Raw genomic sequence first — 18559 nt, forward strand, 5'->3', positions numbered from 1 at the left:
CCTCCATGGTTGAAATCGAACTCGACGGCAAGAAGGTGGAGGTTCCGCCCGGCAGCATGGTCATGCATGCGGCCGAAAAGGCGGGGGTCTACATTCCGCACTTCTGCTACCACAAGAAGCTGTCCATCGCGGCCAACTGCCGCATGTGCCTGGTCGACGTCGAAAAGGCGCCCAAGCCGATGCCGGCCTGCGCCACGCCCGTGACCATGGGCATGGTGGTGCGCACCAAGAGCGAAAAAGCCATCAAGGCGCAAAAGGCGGTGATGGAGTTTTTGCTCATCAACCACCCGCTGGACTGCCCCATTTGCGACCAGGGCGGCGAATGCCAGCTGCAGGATCTGGCGGTGGGCTATGGCGGCACGCGCTCGCGCTACGAGGAAGAAAAGCGCGTCGTCTTCCACAAGAACGTCGGGCCGCTCATTTCGATGGAGGAAATGAGCCGCTGCATCCACTGCACGCGCTGTGTGCGCTTTGGGCAGGAGATCGCCGGCGTCATGGAACTCGGTATGAGCCACCGCGGTGAGCACTCGGAGATCGAAACCTTCGTCGGCCGCACGGTGGACTCGGAGCTCTCGGGCAACATGATCGATCTGTGCCCGGTGGGCGCGCTGACCAGCAAGCCGTTCCGCTACGCCGCGCGCACCTGGGAGTTGTCCCGGCGCAAGAGCATCAGCCCGCACGACTCGACGGGCGCCAACCTGGTGGTGCAGGTCAAGGGCGACCGCGTGCTGCGCGTGGTGCCGCTCGAAAACGAGGCCGTCAACGAGTGCTGGATTGCCGACCGCGACCGCTTCAGCTACGAAGCGCTCAACGGCCCTGACCGCCTGACGCAGCCCATGATCAAGCAGGGCGGGCAATGGCGTGCGGTGGACTGGAAGACCGCGCTCGAGTACGTGGCCCATGGCTTGCAGGATGTGCAGCAGCAGCACGGCGCGGGCGCGATCGGCCTGCTGGCCAGCCCGCACGCGACGGTCGAGGAGCTGGCCCTGGCGCGCGCGCTCATGGACGGTTTGGGCAGCCCCAACCGCGACCACCGCCTGCGTGCGGCGGCGTTCGACCACGCGGCACCCGCCGGTCGTGCGCGCTGGCTGGGGATGCCGATTGCCGAGCTCTCGACCCTGGACCGGGTGCTGGTCGTGGGGTCCAACCTGCGCAAGGACCACCCGCTGTTTGCGCAGCGCATCCGGCAGGCCGCCCGCAAGGGGGCGCAGGTGTCGGCGCTGGTGGCGCGCACGCCCGACTGGGCGCTGCCGCTGCACCGCGTGCTCACGGCGCCGGCGTCCGATTGGGCGGCGGCGCTGGCCGCCGTTGCGGCGGCCGTGGCCGAGGCGCGCGGCGTGGCCTTGCCCGACGGCGTCCAAGGCGTGGTGGTCGACGAGGCGGCGCGCGCCATGGCCGCATCGCTGCTCGGCGGCGAGCGCAAGGCGGTGTTGCTGGGCAATGGCGCGGCGCACCACGCGCGCGCGGCGTCGTTGTTGGCCCTGGCGCAGTGGATCGCCGAGCAAACCGGCGCCCGCTGGGGCTACCTGACCGAAGCGGCCAACACCGTAGGCGCGCAGCTCGTGGGCCTGGTGCCGGGCGAGGGCGGCCAAAGCGCGGCCGCGATGCTGGCCGGTGGCCTCAAAGCGGCCATCCTGCTGGGGGTCGAGCCCGGTGCCGACACCGCGGCCAGCGGTGCGGCGCTCGCGCAGGCCGATATGGTCGTGACGCTGAGCTCGTTCCAGACCAACCTGGAGCTCAGCGACGTGCTGCTGCCCATCGCGCCGTTTACCGAAACCTCTGGTTCGTTCGTCAACGCCGAGGGGCGGTTGCAGAGCTTCCAGGCGGTGGTCAAGCCGCTGGGCGAAACCCGCCCCGGCTGGAAGGTGCTGCGCGTGCTGGGCAATCTGTTGGGTCTGCCGGGTTTTGAGCAGACCTCGTCGCAGGAGGTGCTGGCGCAGGCGCTGCCGGGGGTGGCATCCGGGGCCTTCGTGCCGGCCGATCGCCTCGACAACCGCGTTGCGCTGCCGCGCATCGACCTCACGCCGGCCGCCGGCGAACCGTGCGTGGCCGCGATTTACCAGCTCGACGCGCTGGTGCGGCGTGCGCCCGCGTTGCAAGCGACCGCGGACGGCCGCGCCGGGCGCGCCGCCGCTGAAGGAGTGTGCGCATGATCGACGCCATCTACCAAGGGGGCATGCAACTGAGCACGGCGGCGTGGTGGACCCAGGCCGGCTGGCCGGTGATCTGGATCCTGCTCAAAATCGTCGTGCTGCTGGCGCCGCTGATGCTGCTGGTGGCCTACCTGACGTGGTGGGAGCGGCGGTTGCTGGGCTTCATGCAGGTGCGCCTGGGCCCGAACCGCGTGGGGCCGTTTGGCTTGCTGCAGCCGATTGCCGATGCGGTCAAGCTGCTGACCAAGGAGCTGATTCGGCCGACCGCGGCCAACGGCGGGCTGTTCCGCCTGGGGCCGATCATGGCCATCATGCCGGCGCTGGCGGCGTGGGTGGCCGTGCCGTTCGGGCCCGACGTGGTGCTGGCCAACGTCAACGCGGGCCTGCTGGTCATCCTGGCCATCACCTCGATCGAGGTCTACGGCGTGATCATCGCCGGGTGGGCCTCCAACTCGAAGTATGCCTTCCTGGGGGCGCTGCGCGCGTCGGCGCAGATGGTCAGCTACGAAATCGCGATCGGCTTTTGCTTCCTGGTCGTTGTCATGACGGCGGGCAGCCTCAACCTGGCCGACATCGTGGCGTCGCAAGCGCGCGGGGTGGCCGCCGACGCGGGGCTCAACTTCCTGTCCTGGAACTGGCTGCCCCTGCTGCCGATTTTCATGGTGTACCTGATTTCGGCCGTGGCCGAGACCAACCGCCACCCGTTCGACGTCGTCGAAGGCGAGGCGGAAATCGTCGCCGGCCACATGGTCGAGTACTCGGGCATGGGTTTTGCCATCTTCTTCCTGGCGGAGTACGCCAGCATGTGGCTGGTGTCGATCCTGGCGGTGTTGATGTTCCTGGGTGGCTGGCTGCCGCCGATCGACAGCGCCGTCTTCAACGCCATACCGGGGTGGGTTTGGCTGGGCCTCAAGACCACCGTGGTCGTCTCGATGTTCATCTGGATCCGTGCCACCTTCCCGCGCTTCCGCTACGACCAGATCATGCGCCTGGGCTGGAAGATCTTCATCCCGGTGACGCTCATCTGGCTGTTGCTGGTGGGCGCGCTGATGCAGACGCCGTGGAATCCCTGGAAGTGAAGGAGGGCCGCTCGATGTCCGCTACCGCTGTCGCTCCATTTTCGCTCAAAGATTTTTTCAAGAGCTTTTTGCTCGTCGAGCTGTTCAAGGGCATGGCCCTGACCGGCCGCTATGCGCTGCGGCGCAAGGTGACGGTGCAGTTCCCCGAGGAAAAGACGCCCCTGTCGCCGCGCTTTCGCGGCCTGCACGCGCAGCGCCGCTACCCCAACGGTGAAGAGCGCTGCATCGCCTGCAAACTGTGCGAGGCGGTATGCCCCGCGATGGCGATCACGATCGAGTCGGCGCAGCGCGAGGATGGCACGCGTCGCACCACGCGCTACGACATCGACCTGACCAAGTGCATCTTCTGCGGTTTTTGCGAAGAGGCCTGCCCGGTCGATGCCATCGTCGAGACCCACATCTTCGAATACCACGGCGAAAAGCGCGGCGACCTCTACTTCACCAAAGAGATGTTGCTGGCCGTGGGCGATCGCTACGAGAAAGAAATCGCGGCGGCCAAGGCGGCTGACGCCAAGTACCGCTGATCCCCGCCAGCGCACGAGCACATCATGGACTTCGTCTCCGGTTTCTTTTACTTCTTCGCGGCGGTGCTGCTGTTCGCCGGGTTTCGCGTCATCACGGCGCGCAACCCGGTGCACGCGGTGCTGTATCTGATGCTGGCCTTTTCGCACGCGGCTGCGCTGTGGCTGCTGCTCAAGGCGGAGTTTCTGGGCATCGCGCTGGTGCTGGTGTACCTGGGCGCGGTGATGGTGCTGTTCCTGTTCGTCGTGATGATGCTCGACATCAACGTCGATGCCCTGCGCGTCGGTTTTTGGAAGCACCTGCCGCTGGCGCTGGTGCTGGGCGCGCTGGTCAGCGCCGAATTGATGGCGGTGCTGTGGGCGGGCTTCCCGACCGCGACGGCCAGCCCCGCGGTCACGGGGGCGATGCACGCGCCGGATCACCGCAACACCTATGAACTGGGCCGGCTGCTGTACCAAGATTACCTCTATCCGATCCAGGTGGCGGCGGTCATCCTGCTGGTGGCGATGGTGGCGGCCATCGCCCTGACCCTGCGCGGGCGCAAGGACACCAAGACCATCGACCCGGGGCTGCAAGTGCGCGTCAAGGCCCGCGACCGGCTGCAGGTGCTAAGCATGCCGCCCGCGAAGGCGGCTGCACCCGAGGCGACCAACAAGGAGGAGCAAGCATGAACACCCTGGGCGCCTTGGGCGTGGGGCATTTCCTCTCCGTCGGCGCGATCCTGTTCGCGCTGTCGGTGGTGGGCATCTTCCTCAACCGCAAGAACCTGATCGTGCTGCTGATGGCCATCGAGCTGATGCTGCTGGCGGTCAACCTCAACTTCGTCGCCTTTGCGCACTACCTGGGCGACCTGCACGGGCAGATCTTCGTGTTCTTCATCCTGACCGTGGCAGCGGCGGAGTCGGCCATTGGCCTGGCGATCCTCGTGCTGCTGTTCCGCAACAAGTCGTCGATCGACGTCGAGACGCTCAACACCCTCAAGGGGTGAGGCGCCCACCGCATTCCACGCGACCTTCACCATGACGACACTCTCTGCAAGCATGCTGCTGGCGGTTCCGCTGGCCCCGTTGATCGGGTCGGCGGCGGCCGGCATCCTGGGTACGAAGTTTGGCGGCAACTGGATCGGCCGGCGCTGGTCGCACAGCTTGACCATACTGGGCGTGTTGGTGTCCTTCATCCTGTCGGCCATCACGCTCAAGCGCGTCGCGCTCGACGGTGCGTATTTCGAACAAACGATTTACGAGTGGATGGTCATCGGCGGCCTCAAGATGGAGGTCGGCTTCCTGGTCGATGGCCTGACCGCGATGATGATGTGCGTGGTCACCTTCGTGTCGCTGATGGTGCACATCTACACCATCGGCTACATGGAGGACGACCCGGGCTACAACCGGTTTTTTGCCTACATCTCGCTGTTCACCTTCTCGATGCTCATGCTGGTCATGAGCAACAACCTGCTGCAGCTCTTCTTTGGCTGGGAGGCGGTGGGTCTGGTGTCCTATCTGCTGATCGGCTTTTGGTTCAACAAGCCGTCGGCCATTTTCGCCAACATGAAGGCGTTTTTGGTCAACCGGGTTGGTGACTTCGGCTTCATCCTGGGCATCGGCCTGCTGGCAGCGTACACCGGCACGCTCAACTACAACGAAATCTTCGACCAGGCGCCCAAGCTGGCGACGATCGAGTTCCCCTGGTACGTGTTCGGGCAGGACGCCATGCTGGTCACCGTGATTGGCATTTGCCTGTTCATCGGCGCGATGGGCAAGAGCGCGCAGTTCCCGCTGCACGTGTGGCTGCCGGACTCGATGGAAGGCCCCACGCCCATCTCGGCGCTGATCCACGCCGCCACCATGGTGACCGCCGGCATCTTCATGGTCGCGCGCATGTCGCCTATCTACGAGCTGTCGGACGCGGCGCTCAACTTTATTCTGGTGATCGGCGCGATCACGGCGCTGTTCATGGGGTTCCTGGGCATCATCCAGAACGACATCAAGCGCGTGGTGGCGTATTCGACCCTGTCGCAGCTGGGTTACATGACGGTGGCGCTGGGTGCGTCGGCGTACTCGGTGGCGGTGTTCCACCTGATGACGCACGCGTTTTTCAAGGCGCTGCTGTTCCTGGCGGCGGGCTCGGTGATCATCGGCATGCACCACAACCAGGACATCCGCTACATGGGCGGCGTGCGCAAGTACATGCCGATCACCTGGATCACCTTCCTGCTCGGCACGCTGGCGTTGGTGGGCACACCGCTGTTTTCGGGCTTTTACTCCAAGGACGCGATCATCGAGGCGGTGCACTTCAGCAACCTGCCGGCCGCTGGGTTTGCCCATTTCGCGGTGCTGGCCGGCGTGTTCGTGACCGCGTTCTATTCGTTCCGCGTGTACTTCCTGGTCTTCCACGGCCAGGAGCGCTACGACCAGAATCCGGATGCCCACCACGGGCACCACGGCGGCCACGACGAGCACGACGACGCCAAGCCGCACGAGTCGCCGTGGGTGGTGACCGCGCCGCTGCTGCTGTTGGCAGTGCCCTCGGTGGTGATCGGTTTCCTGACCATCCAGCCCATGCTCTTCGGTGACTTCCTGGCCGCCTCGATCGAGGTCCACGCCGACAAGCACCCGGCGATGGCGCGGTTTGCCGAGGCTTTCCACGGCCCGCTGGCGATGGCGCTGCACGCCCTGAGCACGCCGCCGCTGTACCTGGCGATCGCCGGCGCGGTCTCGGCCTGGTACCTCTACCTGGTGCGTCCCGATGTGCCCCCGCGCATCGCGCAGGCGCTGCGGCCGCTGGTGGTGGTGCTCGAGAACAAGTACTACATGGACTGGATCAACGAGCGCCTCATCGCCCCGGCGGCGCGCGGCATCGGGATGGGGCTGTGGAAGGGCGGCGACCGCGGCGTGATCGAGGCCGGGATCGTCAACCTGAGCTGGAAGGTCGTCGGCGCGGTCGCGGGACTGGTGCGCCGTGTGCAAACCGGCTACCTCTACCACTACGCCTTCGTGATGATTCTTGGCGTCCTGGCTTTCATGACCTATTTCGTCTGGCTCGCCAAATAAGGAGAACGACAGCATGGGTTTGTTGAGCCTTGCGATTGGGACGCCGATCTTTTTTGGCGTCGTGCTGCTCGCCCTGGGGCGCGATGAGCAGGCACCGCTGGTGCGCTGGTTGGCGCTCATCGGCGCGCTGTTGGGGTTGGCGGTGACCGTGCCGCTCTACACCGGGTTTGAAGTCGGCTCGGCGGCGATGCAGTTCGTCGAAAAGGCGGTGTGGATCGAGCGCTTCAACGTCCACTACCACCTGGGGGTGGACGGCATTTCGCTGTGGCTGGTGCTGCTGACCGCCTTCATCACGGTGATCGTCGTCATCGCCGGCTGGGAGGTGATCACCGAGCGCGTCAACCAGTACATGGGTGCGTTCCTGATCCTGTCGGGGCTGATGATTGGCGTCTTCGCCGCGCTCGACGCGATGCTGTTCTACATCTTTTTCGAGGCGACCCTGATCCCGATGTACATCATCATCGGCATCTGGGGCGGTCCGAACAAGATCTACGCGGCGTTCAAGTTCTTCCTCTACACGCTGCTGGGCTCGCTGCTGATGTTGGTGGCCCTGGTGTACCTGTACAACGCGTCGGGCGGCAGCTTTGACCTGGCGACCTGGCAGCGGCTGCCGCTGGCGGCCGGCGTGCAAACCGCGCTGTTCTTTGCCTTCTTTGCGGCTTTTGCCGTCAAGGTGCCGATGTGGCCGGTGCACACCTGGTTGCCCGATGTGCACGTGGAAGCGCCAACGGGTGGCTCGGCGGTGCTGGCGGCCATCATGCTCAAGCTGGGGGCCTACGGTTTCCTGCGCTTTTCCCTGCCCATCACGCCGGACGCGGCGCACCAGTGGGCACCGCTGGTGATCGGCCTGTCGTTGGTGGCGGTGATCTACGTGGGCCTGGTGGCGATGGTCCAGCAGGACATGAAAAAGCTGGTGGCCTACTCGTCGGTGGCCCACATGGGCTTTGTGACGCTGGGCATGTTCGTCTTCAACGATCTGGGCCTGTCCGGGGCGCTGGTGCAAATGATCGCCCACGGCTTTGTCTCGGCGGCGATGTTCCTGTGCATCGGTGTGCTCTACGACCGCGTGCACTCGCGCGAGATCAAGGATTACGGTGGCGTGCTCAACACCATGCCGGCGTTTGGCGCGTTTGCGCTGCTGTTCGTGATGGCCAACGCGGGCCTGCCCGGCACGGCGGGCTTCGTGGGCGAGTGGATGGTGATCCTGGCGGCCGTCAAGGCCAACTTCTGGATCGGTTTGTTGGCGGCGACCTCGCTGATCCTGGGCGCGGCCTACTCGCTGTGGATGTTCAAGCGCGTCTACCTGGGCGCGCCGGCGCACGAGCACGTCAAGGCACTGCAGGACATCAACGCGCGCGAATTTTTGATGCTGGCGCTGCTGGCGATCATGGTGCTGTACTTCGGCATCCACCCCAAGCCGTTTACGGACGTGATGGATCCGGCCGTGCAGCAGCTGTTGCAGCACGTGGCGCAGTCCAAGTTGCGTTGACGGGTTGACCCCCTTTTCGAGAAAGCGTTCATCTCATGATTGATGCTGTCAGCTGGGCCACCGCCACCCCCGAGCTGCTGTTGCTCGCCATGGCGTGCGTGATCGCCCTTTTCGATCTGTTCGTCGACACCCCGCTGCGCGATGCGACCTTTCGCCTGACGCAGCTCACGCTGGCCGTCGTGGCGGGTTTGGAGGGTTACCTGGCGTTGAGCGGGGAAACCCTGGTCGGCTTTGGCGGCATGATCGTCAGCGACCCCATGGGCGCTTGGCTCAAGTGCTTCGCGACGGTGGCGCTGATGGTGACCCTGGTGTATGCACGCCCCTACGCCGGCGCGCGCGACATGCTGCGCGGCGGCGAGCTCTTCACGCTGTCGATGTTTGCGCTGCTGGGCATGTTCATCATGATCAGTGGCCACCACTTCCTGGTGCTGTATCTGGGCCTGGAGCTGTTGACACTGTCGAGTTATGCGCTGGTGGCGTTGCGCCGTGACGAGGTGCGCGCGACCGAAGCGGCGATGAAGTACTTCGTGCTGGGCGCGCTGGCCAGCGGTTTTCTGCTCTACGGGTTGTCGCTGATCTACGGCGCGACCGGCAGCCTGGGCATTGCCGAGGTGGCGCAAGCGGTCCAGGCGGGCGTGTCGCAGCCGCTGGTGCTGACCCTGGGCGTGGTGTTCGTGGTTGCGGGCTTGGCGTTCAAGCTGGGGGTCGTGCCGTTTCACATGTGGGTGCCCGACATCTACCACGGCGCGCCCACGGCGATCACCCTGCTCATCGGTGGCGCGCCCAAGTTGGCCGCGTTTGCCATCGTGGTGCGCCTGCTGGCCGAAGGTTTGCCGGCGGTGGCGGCGGACTGGCAGCAAATGCTGGCCGCGCTGGCGGTGGCGTCGCTCGTGGTGGGTAACCTGGCGGCGGTGGCGCAGCGCAATCTCAAACGCATGCTGGCGTTTTCTACGATCGCGCAAATGGGCTTCATGCTGCTGGCGCTGGTCGGCGGGGTGGTCGGGGGCGACCGCAGCGGCATGGGCGACGCCTACGGCGCGGCCATGTTCTACGTGGTGACCTATGTGCTGACCACGCTGGCGACGTTTGGCGTGATGCTGCTGCTGACGCGCGCGGGTTTCGAGTCGGAGGAGATTGCCGACCTGGCGGGGCTCAACCAGCGCAGCCCGCTCTACGCGGGCGTGCTAGCAGCGTGCATGTTTTCGCTGGCGGGCGTGCCGCCGCTGGTGGGGTTTTATGCCAAGCTGGCGGTGCTCCAAGCGCTGCTGGCGGTGGGGCAGGGGCTCTACGTGGGCTTGGCCGTGTTTGCCGTGTTGGCGTCGCTGGTGGGGGCGTTCTACTACATCCGCGTCGTCAAGGTGATGTATTTCGACCCGCCCGCGCAAACCGCCCCGATCGAGGCGCCGCCGGCCGTGCGGGCCGTGCTGTCGGTCAACGGCGCGCTGGTGCTGGTGCTGGGCGTGCTGCCCGGCGGTTTGATGGCGCTGTGTATCCAATCGGTGCGCGCGGTTTTGTGAGTCGGCCTACACTCACGCCATGACGTTGGATACGGCCGTTGCCCTGGTGATCGCGCTGGCCCTGCTCGGGGCCAACCTGCCTTTCGTGAACGAGCGCTGGCTGGCGCTGTGGCCGGCGCGCGGCGGCGCCAAGCCGCTGTGGGGGCGGCTGGCCGAGTTGGTGGTGCTGTACCTGCTCATTGGGGCTGCGGCGCTGGGGCTGGAGCAACACCTGGGGCAAATCTATCCCCAGGGCTGGGAGTTCTACGCCATCACGGCGTCGATGTTCCTCACGTTTGCCTTCCCGGGCTTCGTGTTCCGTTATTTGGCGCGCCGATAAGCGTCTGGAGGCCCGCCGTGTCCGTCACCGCGCTCGTGCCCGAGCGGCACCCGGCCCATTTGACCGAACACTGCCAGGACACCGCGACCGTGTGGCAGGGTCGGTTTTTGTCGGTGCGCTGTGACCGGGTGACCCTGCCGGATGGCGGGGCGGCCACGCGCGAATACATCCACCACCCCGGCGCGGTGATGGTGGTGCCGCTGCTGCCCGATGGGCGGCTGGTGGTGGAACGCCAGTACCGCTACCCGGTGCGGCGCGCGATGATCGAATTCCCCGCCGGCAAGCGCGATGTCCAGGAGCCGGCGTTCCTTTGCGCCGAGCGCGAGCTGCGCGAAGAAACGGGCTACGAGGCCCAGGAGTGGGCGCGTGCCGGCGTCCTGCACCCGGCCATCGGGTATGCCGATGAAGCCATCGAGATCTGGTTTGCGCGCGGGCTGCGCCAGGGGCCGCGCCAGTTGGACGCGGGCGAATTTCTCGATGTGCTGGCGGTGGCGCCGGCCGAGCTGCTTCAGGCCGTGCGGCGCGGTGAGGTCACCGACGGCAAGACGCTTGCAGCGCTGCTGTGGTGGCAGCAGGTGCACACGGGCCAATGGACGCTGCCGTGGCGGTCGGCGGCGCAGTGGCGCCACGACGACGCGCCAGCGGAGGCGCGGCTGTGAAAGTGCTCGATCTGGGGTGTGCGCAGGGGCATGTCTTCGAGGGCTGGTTTGCCTCCGAGGATGACTACCAGGCGCAGCGCGAGCGGGGGCTGTTGACCTGCCCCGTGTGCGGTGAGCAGCGCGTCGAAAAGCGCCTGAGCGCGCCGCACGTCCAGACCCGGCGTGCCGACCCCCCGCGCGAGCTGGCGCCGCCCAGTCCCGACGCCCCGGACGGCGCACCGCAGCAGGCGCGCTGGTTGCAGGCGCTGCGCGCCCTCGTGCACAACAGCGAAGACGTGGGCGAGCGCTTTGCGGCCGAGGCGCGCGCCATCCACGAGGGACGCGCGCCGCAGCGCAGCATCCGCGGTGTGGCCACGCCGGACGAGGCGGTGGCGCTGTTGGAAGAGGGCGTCGCGGTCGTGCCGCTGCCGGACTGGCCCGCGCTCAAAGAGCCGCTGCAGTGACGGCAAGGCGCCGCGGCGCGCTTGCCGCCCGCTGCCATCAGGGGTAGAGGCCGCGTAGGTCGCGCGCGCGCAGGATGCGCTCGCACGCCACGATGAAGGTGGCGGTGCGCAAGCTCACACCTTTGTCGTCGGCCACCTGCCACACGGCGTCCAAGGCGCCGCGCATGATGGCCGTGAGCCGCTGGTTGATCTCCTCCTCGCTCCAGAAAAAGCTGGAGAAGTCCTGCACCCACTCGAAATAGCTCACCGTCACGCCGCCCGCGTTGGCCACCACGTCGGGGACGACCAGCACGCCGCGGTCGCGCAAAATGTCGTCGGCGTCCGGGGTCGTGGGGCCGTTGGCACCCTCGACGATCAGGCGCGCACCGATGCGGTGCGCATTGGCCGCGGTGATCTGCTGCTCCAGCGCCGCTGGGATCAAGATGTCGCAGGGCGTATCCCAGAAGCGGTCGCGCTCGATGGCTTCGGCGGCGGCAAAGCCCGCCACGCTGCCGTGCTGCTTGGCGTGTGCCAGCAAGGCCGGGATGTCCAGGCCCGCCTCACGGTAGACGCAGCCGGCGTGGTCTTGCACCGCGACGACGCGGGCGCCCGCCTCGGCAAACAGTTTGGCGGCGATGCCGCCCACGTTGCCAAACCCCTGCACCGCCACGCGCGCTCCGGCAATCTCCAGGCCGATGCGCCGCGCCGCCTCGGCCCCCACCGTGAAGACCCCGCGGCCGGTGGCCTCGTGACGGCCCAGCGAGCCCCCCAGGCTGATGGGCTTGCCTGTGACCACGCCGGTGGCGGTTTCGCCCACGTTCATGGAATAGGTGTCCATCATCCAGGCCATCACGCGCTCGTTGGTGTTGACATCGGGCGCGGGGATGTCCTTGGTGGGGCCGATGATGAGGCCGATTTCGCTCGTGTAACGGCGGGTGACGCGCTCCAGTTCCCCCATGGACAGCCGTTTGGGGTCGACGCGCACGCCGCCCTTGGCACCGCCAAACGGCACGTTGACGGCGGCGTTTTTGATCGACATCCAGGCCGCGAGCGCCATCACCTCCGACAGCGTGACGTCCTGGTGGAAGCGCACCCCCCCTTTGCCGGGGCCGCGCGAGGTGTTGTGCTGCACCCGATAGCCCTCGAAGTGCGCCACCGTGCCGTCGTCCATGTGGATGGGCACGTCCACGACGAGGATGCGTTTGGGGCGTTTGAGGGTTTCGACCCAGCGCGCCAGGTTGCCCAGGTACGGCGTGACGCGATCGACCTGTTGCAAAAATATTCCCCACGGCCCCAGGTGCTGCGGGTCCAGGTAGGACGGCAGGGCGTGGGCGGTGGCAAGGCTGTCGGTGGCGTGGGAAGAGGCCATGTCGTGCATAACGTGGTGGAACATGGCGTGCAGCATAGGGCGCGCCGGGAGGCTTGTCCAAAGCCGCCTTGCCATGCGGTGATGCAAAAAAGGCATGGGCGCGCGGCGGTGCGCCGGCGTCCTGCCGGTAACGGCGGGTGCGGCGGGTGCGGCGCGCTGGCGGCGTGCGCGGCACAATGCGCCCTTCGGGAGACGACCGTGAAGACCCCCGTTTTCGATCCCCGCCAAGTGCCCGTCGTGGCCCGGGACGACGCTTTGCCGCGCGTGCCGGTGGAGGCGCTGCAGCCGCACGCGCTGCGGCAATGGTTTGCCCAGCCGCCGCTGTGGACGCCGGAGATACGCGCCGAGCCGCGCTGGGTGGACGGGCCGCCCAAGGCCGCTGCGGTGTTGGTGCCGCTGGTGTGGCGCGAGCGCCCGACGGTGCTGTTGACGCAGCGCACGGCGCACCTGCCCACCCACGCGGGGCAGGTGGCCTTCCCCGGTGGCAAGGTGGATGACCACGACGCAGGCGACCCTGTGCGCTGTGCGCTGCGCGAGGCGGCCGAGGAGGTCGGTGTCGCCCCGGAGTGGGTGGAGCCGCTGGGCACGCTGCCGGTGTACGCCACCGGTTCGGGTTTCGAGATCACGCCCGTGGTGGCCCTGGTGGCACCTGCGGGCCCGTGGCGACCCAATCCGCACGAGGTGGCCGAGGCCTTCGAGGTGCCGCTGGATTTTCTGATGGACCCCCGGCACCACCGGCATCACGAAGTGGTCTGGCAGGGGGTGCGCCGACGCTGGCTGTCGATGCCGTATGCCGATGCGGCGGGGGAGCGCTTCATCTGGGGGGCGACCGCCGGCATGTTGCGCAATCTGTACCGGTTTTTGCTGGCGGCGACGGCGCGGCTATGATCGCCCCATGACATTTTTCGCGGTTCTGATCGCTTTCGTGCTCGACCAGGCGCGGCGAGCCGGGACGCCGACGCCGTGGCTGGCGCCGATGGCGGGCTGGGCCGGCTGGGTGCAGCGGCAGTTGGACGCGGGCCATGCGCTGCACGGCTGGCTGGTGTGGGGCGTGGCGCTGGGCGCGCCGGTGCTGGCCGTGGCGCTGGTGCACGGTCTGTTGGCGCGTGCCAGCGGCCTGTTGGCCTTTGCGTGGACGGTGTTGGTGCTCTACGCAACGCTGGGGTTTCGGCAGTTCAGCCACCACTTCACCGCGATACGGGCCGCGCTCGAGTCGGGTGACGAGGCCCGTGCGCGCGAGCTGCTGGCGCAGTGGCAGGGCGTCGATGTGGCCGACTGGCCGCGCGAGGCGTTGTTGCGCCGCGTGATCGCGCAGGGGATCGGGGCGTCGCACCGCCATGTGTTTGGCGTGCTGGTGTGGTTTGTGGCCCTGTCCGCGTTGGGGCTGGGGCCGGCCGGGGCGGTGCTGTACCGGGTGGCGGCGTGGCTGGCGCAGGCCTGGGGTGGCGCCGGCCATGAGGGCGCGCCCGTCAGCGACGCGGTGGCGCAACTGGCGCGGCGCGCCTGGTGTTGGATCGACGCGGGGCCCGCGCGCATGACGGCACTGGGGTTTGCGGTGGTGGGGCATTTCGAGGATGCGCTGGAGCGCTGGCGGCAGCAGCGCCGCCCCTGGTCCGAGCCCAGCGATACGCTGCTGATCGCGGTGGCGGAAGGGGCGTTGCAGGTGCGCCTCGGCACCGTAGCGCCCCCCGACGACGGGTGGAGCCGCGACCTGCCCGCGCCCCAGCTCGCGCATCTGGCCAGCGCGGTGGGGCTGGTGTGGCGCAGCGTGGTGCTGTGGCTGCTGGTGCTGGCGTTGGCGCTGCTGGCGCGCATCTTCTGACCCGTATCAGGGCGCGCGCGCCGCGTCCAGCTCCTCGTAGAGATCGACGTAAAACCGCCAGCGCTGGGGTGCAATCGGGCCGTGCGGCGCCAGCGCGGCCTGGATGGCGCATCCCGGCTCGCGCCGGTGCGTGCAGTTGTGAAAACGGCATTGCCCCAGGTAGGGTGCGAAATCGGGCATCCAGCGCGCCAGTGTCTGCGGCGCGATGTGGTGCAGCCCAAACTCGTGAAAGCCGGGTGAATCGATCAGGGCGCCGCCGGCGCCGTCGTCGAGCCAGTACCACGTGGTGCGGGTGGTGGTGTGCCGCCCCGTGCCCAGCGCGCGCGAGATGGCCTGGGTGTCCGCCTGCGCGTGGGGCACCAGGAGGTTGACCAGGGTGCTTTTGCCCACGCCCGAGGGGCCGATGACCAGCGTCACCCGCCCGCGCAAGTGGGCCCTTAGGGCCTCGCATTCCGCGCGCGCGGTGCCGTCGCTGCCGTGCAGGTGCAGCGGCAGCACGCGCTCGCCCATCGCGCGGTAGGGCGCCAGCCGTTCCCAGGCGATGTCGAAGGCGGGTTGCACGTCGCGCTTGTTGAGGGCGATGAGCGGCTCGATGCCAGCCTCGCGCGCCGCGATCAGGGCGCGGCCGAGCTGGGGCTCGGCAAACGCCGGCTCGGCCGCCAGCAGCACCAGGACCTGGTCCAGGTTGGCGGCAAACACCTTGGTGCGCTGTTCGTCCTGGCGAAAGAGCACGTTGCGGCGCGGCAGCACCGCTTCGATGACCCCTTCGTCGCCGGTGATGGACCAGTGCACCTGGTCGCCCACCACGGCCTGCTGCCGTTTGCCGCGCGGGTGGCAGCGCGTGCGCGCGCCGTCGGGCGCTTCCACCAGGACGTGGCGGCCGTAGCTGGCCACCACCCGTCCCTCTTGCGCGTTGGGCGCCGCCGTGGCGGGCTGGGGCGGCCGCGTCATGTGGCCGCTCCCGCGGTGCCATCGCTGTGCGGCGGGTGCAGCCGGGCCAGCTGGGCCAGCCGATCGGCGGCCGGTGGGTGGGAGTAGAAAAAGCGCACGAACAGCGGATCGGGGGTGAGCGTGGCGGCGTTGTCGCGGTACAGGCGCAGCAAGGCGCTGGTCAAGGCGGCGGCGCCGGCGTGCCGCGCCGCATAGCGGTCGGCCTGGTATTCGTCACGCCGCGACAGGGCGCTGGCCAGCGGGGCCACGAAGATGCCCAGCAGCGGCAGCACCATGCCAAACAGCAGCAGGGCCAGCGCGCCGTTGCTACCGGTCAGGCTGGGCGTTACCCCCAGCCCGAAGTAGAACCACAACTGCTGCGACAGCCAGCCCAAGACCGCCAGCGCCGCCGCGCTGCCCGCAGCCAGCCACAGCAGCCGCTTGAGCACATGGCGGTGGTGCGCGTGGCCCAGCTCATGGGCCAGCACGGCGTCCACCTCCGGTGCGTCCAGGCGCTGCAGCAGCGTGTCGAACAGCACCACGCGCTTGGCCGGGCCAAAGCCGGTGAAATACGCATTGGCGTGGGCGCTGCGCCGGCTGCCGTCCATCACGTACACCCCGGCGGCGCGAAAGCCGCAGCGCGCCAGCAAGGCCTCGACGCGCGCGCGCAGGCTGGCGTCGGCCAGCGGCTCGAAGCGGTTGAACAGCGGCGCGATCACGCGCGGGTAGAGCAGCAGCAACGTGGTGTTGAACGCCATCCACGCCGCCCAGGCCCACAGCCACCACCAGGGGCCGACCGCCTCGTACAGCCACAGCACCAGCGCCGCCAGCGGCAGGCCCAGCGCTGCGGCCACCAGTGTCCCTTTGAGTCCGTCGGCGACCCACAGCGCGGGCGTGGTGTGGTTGAAGCCGTGCGCCGCTTCGACGCGAAACGTGCGCCACCACGCCAGGGGCAGCTCCAGCACGGCGCCGATGAGGAAAAACGCCCCCACCAGCGCCACCTGCTGCACCAGTCCTTCGCCCAGCCACGCCAGCAGCATCTGGTTCAGCGCGTCCAGCCCGCCCAACAGCGTCCAGCCGATCAGCAGCGCGCTGCCCCAGACCGTCTCGAACAGCGCCAGGCGCGTTTTGTCGATGGTGTAGGCGGCCGCCTTGGCATGCTGGTCTGCGCTGACGTGTTGCGCGAAGGCGTCGGGCACGCGGTTGCGGTGACGTGCGACGTGGCGGACCTGGCGCGCGTACAGCCAGCCGCGCAACAGCAAGGCGGCCAGCACCAGGGCGACGAATGTCCAGGTCCAAACCAGGTGCAGAGGCAGGGGGGCATCCATGCCTGCAGTCTAGCCAATGTCGCCCCCGTGTGCCGGCCGCGGCGGGCGCGCCTGGGCGACAATAGCGGGCATGACGACGCCCAACACCTTGCCCGAACCGCTGTCTGCCGAAGCCCTGACCCTGCCCAAGAGCGACCAGAACCTGGTCTGGATCGACTGCGAAATGTCGGGCCTGGACCCCGAGCGCGAGCGCCTGCTCGAGGTGGCCGTGGTGGTCACCGGGCCCCACCTGCATCCGCGCATCGAAGGGCCGGTGCTCGTCATCCACCAAAGCGATGCCGTGCTCGACGCCATGGACGCCTGGAACAAGGGCACGCACGGTCGCAGCGGCCTGATCGACAAGGTGCGCGCCAGCGCTGTCACCGAGGCCGACGCCGAGCAGCAGCTGCTTGCGTTCATCGGCCGCTACGTGCCCAAGGGGGCGTCGCCCATGTGCGGCAACAGCGTGGGGCAGGATCGGCGCTTTTTGGTCAAGTACATGCCGCAGCTCGAGGCGTACTTCCACTACCGCAACCTCGATGTCAGCACGCTAAAAGAGTTGGCGCGGCGCTGGCGGCCCGAGGTGTACGGCGCTTTCAAAAAGCAGCAGCGGCACACCGCGCTGGCCGATGTGCACGAGTCGATCGACGAGCTGTTGCATTACCGCGAGCACTTTTTGCGCCTGACGGCGTGATCGACCCGGATCGACGCTGATCGCCGCCACCCGTTGGGGGTGGCGTGAGTCGGTGTATGCTCACGAAATTTTGACGATTTCGTGACATATCCGTATGACAGTCATTTTGGCGCCCGTGACCCGGTCGGGTCGCGCACAGTTGCAGCAAGCACTCAAAGTCGCCGCCGCGGTGGCGGGGTTGATCGCGGCAGGCGTGTATGCCGCCGTGATCGTCAAGGCGATACCGGGGCTGTCCGCCCAGTCGTTGTGGTTTTTGGTCATCGCAGCCGCGGTGGGCGCCTACATGGCGATGAACATCGGGGCCAACGACGTGGCCAACAACATGGGCCCTCCGGTTGGCGCCGGTGCGCTGAGCCTGGGCAGCGCCATTGTGTTGGCGGCCATCTTCGAGGCGCTGGGCGCCATCGTGGCCGGGGCGGACGTGGTGGGTACCATCAAGGGCGGCATCATCGAAATGCGCGCGTTTGCGCAGCCGCAGCGCTTCACCTGGTTGATGTTGGCCGCCCTGTTGGCCGGGGCGCTTTGGCTCAATCTGGCCACGGTGCTGGGTGCGCCCGTCTCGACCACCCACTCGATCATCGGCGCGGTGGCGGGGGCTGGCATCGCCGCGGGCGGCTGGGCGGTGATCAACTGGGGCACGATCGGCGCGATCGTGGCGAGCTGGATCTTTTCGCCGTTGCTCGGAGGGGCGGTGGCGGCCGCGGTGTTGTACCTGACCAAGCGCCTGATCACCTACCAGGCGGACATGGCCACAGCAGCCGCTCGCTATGTGCCGCTGTTCATCGCCGCGATGGCCTGGGCGTTTGGTGCCTATTTGCTGCTCAAGGGGCTCAACAACGTGCTCAAGATCGCGTTCTGGCAGGCCATCCTGGGCGGGCTGGTGGTGGCGGTCGTGGTGTGGCTGGTCATCCGCGGCCCCGTCGCCCGCCGCGCCGCGGCGCTGCCCGGCACCAAGGCCAGCGTCAACGAACTGTTTACCTGGCCGCTGGCGTTTGCCGCTGCGTTGTTGAGCTTTGCCCACGGGGCCAGTTGTGTATCGTTCTTTCTGTAAATTCCATTTTGCCGGTTGTCTGCTGGGCGGGGATCTCCGGCGCTACGCGCCTACGCTCCCCGCCCAGCAGACAGCGCGAGGGTGGGTCTGACGCCATGACTTCGAGAAAGGGGTGTAACCCTCATGGCAATACGAGTCGAAACCAACCCCTTGGAAGCCGCTTATGCGATCTTGCT

At 67.7% G+C, this 18559-nt stretch carries 18 protein-coding genes; 15 read left to right on the top strand and 3 right to left on the bottom strand.

What is annotated here, in order from left to right:
* Positions 1-5: 5 nt before the first annotated feature.
* Genes nuoG through Tther_RS03095 form a run of 11 tightly spaced genes read left to right on the top strand, consistent with a single transcriptional unit; the run spans position 6 to position 11231 of the window.
* Positions 6-2153, top strand: coding sequence for an NADH-quinone oxidoreductase subunit NuoG (gene nuoG / locus Tther_RS03045; RefSeq protein WP_143900750.1), 2148 nt, complete (start codon positions 6-8; stop codon positions 2151-2153).
* Positions 2150-3232, top strand: coding sequence for an NADH-quinone oxidoreductase subunit NuoH (gene nuoH, locus Tther_RS03050; RefSeq protein ID WP_143900752.1), 1083 nt, complete (start codon positions 2150-2152; stop codon positions 3230-3232). Before nuoG ends, nuoH begins: the two co-directional genes overlap by 4 nt.
* 14 nt (positions 3233-3246) lie before the next feature.
* Positions 3247-3756, top strand: a complete 510-nt coding sequence (gene nuoI, locus Tther_RS03055) for an NADH-quinone oxidoreductase subunit NuoI (protein WP_143900754.1) — start codon at positions 3247-3249, stop codon at positions 3754-3756.
* A 24-nt stretch (positions 3757-3780) separates the two neighbouring features.
* Entirely contained in the window at positions 3781-4425 is a 645-nt protein-coding gene (locus Tther_RS03060; RefSeq protein WP_143900756.1) for an NADH-quinone oxidoreductase subunit J, read from the top strand.
* Entirely contained in the window at positions 4422-4742 is a 321-nt protein-coding gene (nuoK, locus tag Tther_RS03065; protein ID WP_143900758.1) for an NADH-quinone oxidoreductase subunit NuoK, read from the top strand. Before Tther_RS03060 ends, nuoK begins: the two co-directional genes overlap by 4 nt.
* 31 nt (positions 4743-4773) lie before the next feature.
* Positions 4774-6804, top strand: coding sequence for an NADH-quinone oxidoreductase subunit L (nuoL, locus tag Tther_RS03070; RefSeq protein WP_246098882.1), 2031 nt, complete (start codon positions 4774-4776; stop codon positions 6802-6804).
* 13 nt (positions 6805-6817) lie between these two features.
* Positions 6818-8293, top strand: coding sequence for an NADH-quinone oxidoreductase subunit M (locus Tther_RS03075; RefSeq protein WP_143900760.1), 1476 nt, complete (start codon positions 6818-6820; stop codon positions 8291-8293).
* Between the two features lie 35 nt (positions 8294-8328).
* Complete coding sequence (gene nuoN / locus Tther_RS03080; protein WP_143900762.1) at positions 8329-9810, top strand: NADH-quinone oxidoreductase subunit NuoN; 1482 nt, start codon at positions 8329-8331, stop codon at positions 9808-9810.
* Positions 9811-9829: 19 nt separating this feature from the next.
* Positions 9830-10129 carry a DUF2818 family protein gene (locus Tther_RS03085; protein WP_143900764.1) on the top strand — a complete coding sequence of 100 codons (300 nt, stop codon included), beginning with the start codon at positions 9830-9832 and terminating at the stop codon, positions 10127-10129.
* 17 nt (positions 10130-10146) lie between these two features.
* Complete coding sequence (locus Tther_RS03090; protein ID WP_143900766.1) at positions 10147-10788, top strand: NUDIX domain-containing protein; 642 nt, start codon at positions 10147-10149, stop codon at positions 10786-10788.
* The gene (locus Tther_RS03095; RefSeq protein ID WP_143900768.1) at positions 10785-11231 is read left to right on the top strand and encodes a DUF1178 family protein; all 447 of its coding nucleotides are present in this window, start codon (positions 10785-10787) and stop codon (positions 11229-11231) included. Before Tther_RS03090 ends, Tther_RS03095 begins: the two co-directional genes overlap by 4 nt.
* A 37-nt stretch (positions 11232-11268) precedes the next feature.
* Here the strand turns inward: Tther_RS03095 and Tther_RS03100 are convergent, their stop codons facing one another.
* Entirely contained in the window at positions 11269-12579 is a 1311-nt protein-coding gene (locus Tther_RS03100) for a Glu/Leu/Phe/Val family dehydrogenase (RefSeq protein ID WP_143900796.1), read from the bottom strand.
* A 198-nt stretch (positions 12580-12777) separates the two neighbouring features.
* On the opposite strand from Tther_RS03100, the gene Tther_RS03105 reads away from it, so the two are divergent.
* Together Tther_RS03105 and Tther_RS03110 are read left to right on the top strand one after the other, a co-directional pair.
* The gene (locus Tther_RS03105; RefSeq protein ID WP_246098883.1) at positions 12778-13467 is read left to right on the top strand and encodes a CoA pyrophosphatase; all 690 of its coding nucleotides are present in this window, start codon (positions 12778-12780) and stop codon (positions 13465-13467) included.
* A gap of 7 nt (positions 13468-13474) precedes the next feature.
* Positions 13475-14401, top strand: coding sequence for a cobalamin biosynthesis protein (locus Tther_RS03110; protein WP_143900772.1), 927 nt, complete (start codon positions 13475-13477; stop codon positions 14399-14401).
* Between the two features lie 6 nt (positions 14402-14407).
* On the opposite strand, the gene rsgA is transcribed toward Tther_RS03110, so the two are convergent.
* Positions 14408-15352 carry a ribosome small subunit-dependent GTPase A gene (gene rsgA, locus Tther_RS03115; protein WP_143900774.1) on the bottom strand — a complete coding sequence of 315 codons (945 nt, stop codon included), beginning with the start codon at positions 15350-15352 and terminating at the stop codon, positions 14408-14410.
* Positions 15349-16659 (bottom strand): M48 family metallopeptidase, encoded by a 1311-nt coding sequence (locus tag Tther_RS03120; RefSeq protein WP_143900776.1) that lies wholly within the window; start codon positions 16657-16659, stop codon positions 15349-15351. The genes rsgA and Tther_RS03120 overlap by 4 nt, the downstream gene beginning before the upstream one ends.
* 70 nt (positions 16660-16729) lie before the next feature.
* Here Tther_RS03120 and orn point away from each other — a divergent pair, with 70 nt between their 5' ends.
* Together orn and Tther_RS03130 are read left to right on the top strand one after the other, a co-directional pair.
* Complete coding sequence (gene orn, locus Tther_RS03125) at positions 16730-17332, top strand: oligoribonuclease (RefSeq protein WP_143900778.1); 603 nt, start codon at positions 16730-16732, stop codon at positions 17330-17332.
* Between the two features lie 115 nt (positions 17333-17447).
* Positions 17448-18383 (top strand): inorganic phosphate transporter, encoded by a 936-nt coding sequence (locus Tther_RS03130; protein ID WP_246098884.1) that lies wholly within the window; start codon positions 17448-17450, stop codon positions 18381-18383.
* Positions 18384-18559 lie beyond the last annotated feature (176 nt).

The organism is Tepidimonas thermarum (assembly GCF_007556705.1).
In the GTDB taxonomy this organism is placed as follows: domain Bacteria; phylum Pseudomonadota; class Gammaproteobacteria; order Burkholderiales; family Burkholderiaceae_C; genus Tepidimonas; species Tepidimonas thermarum.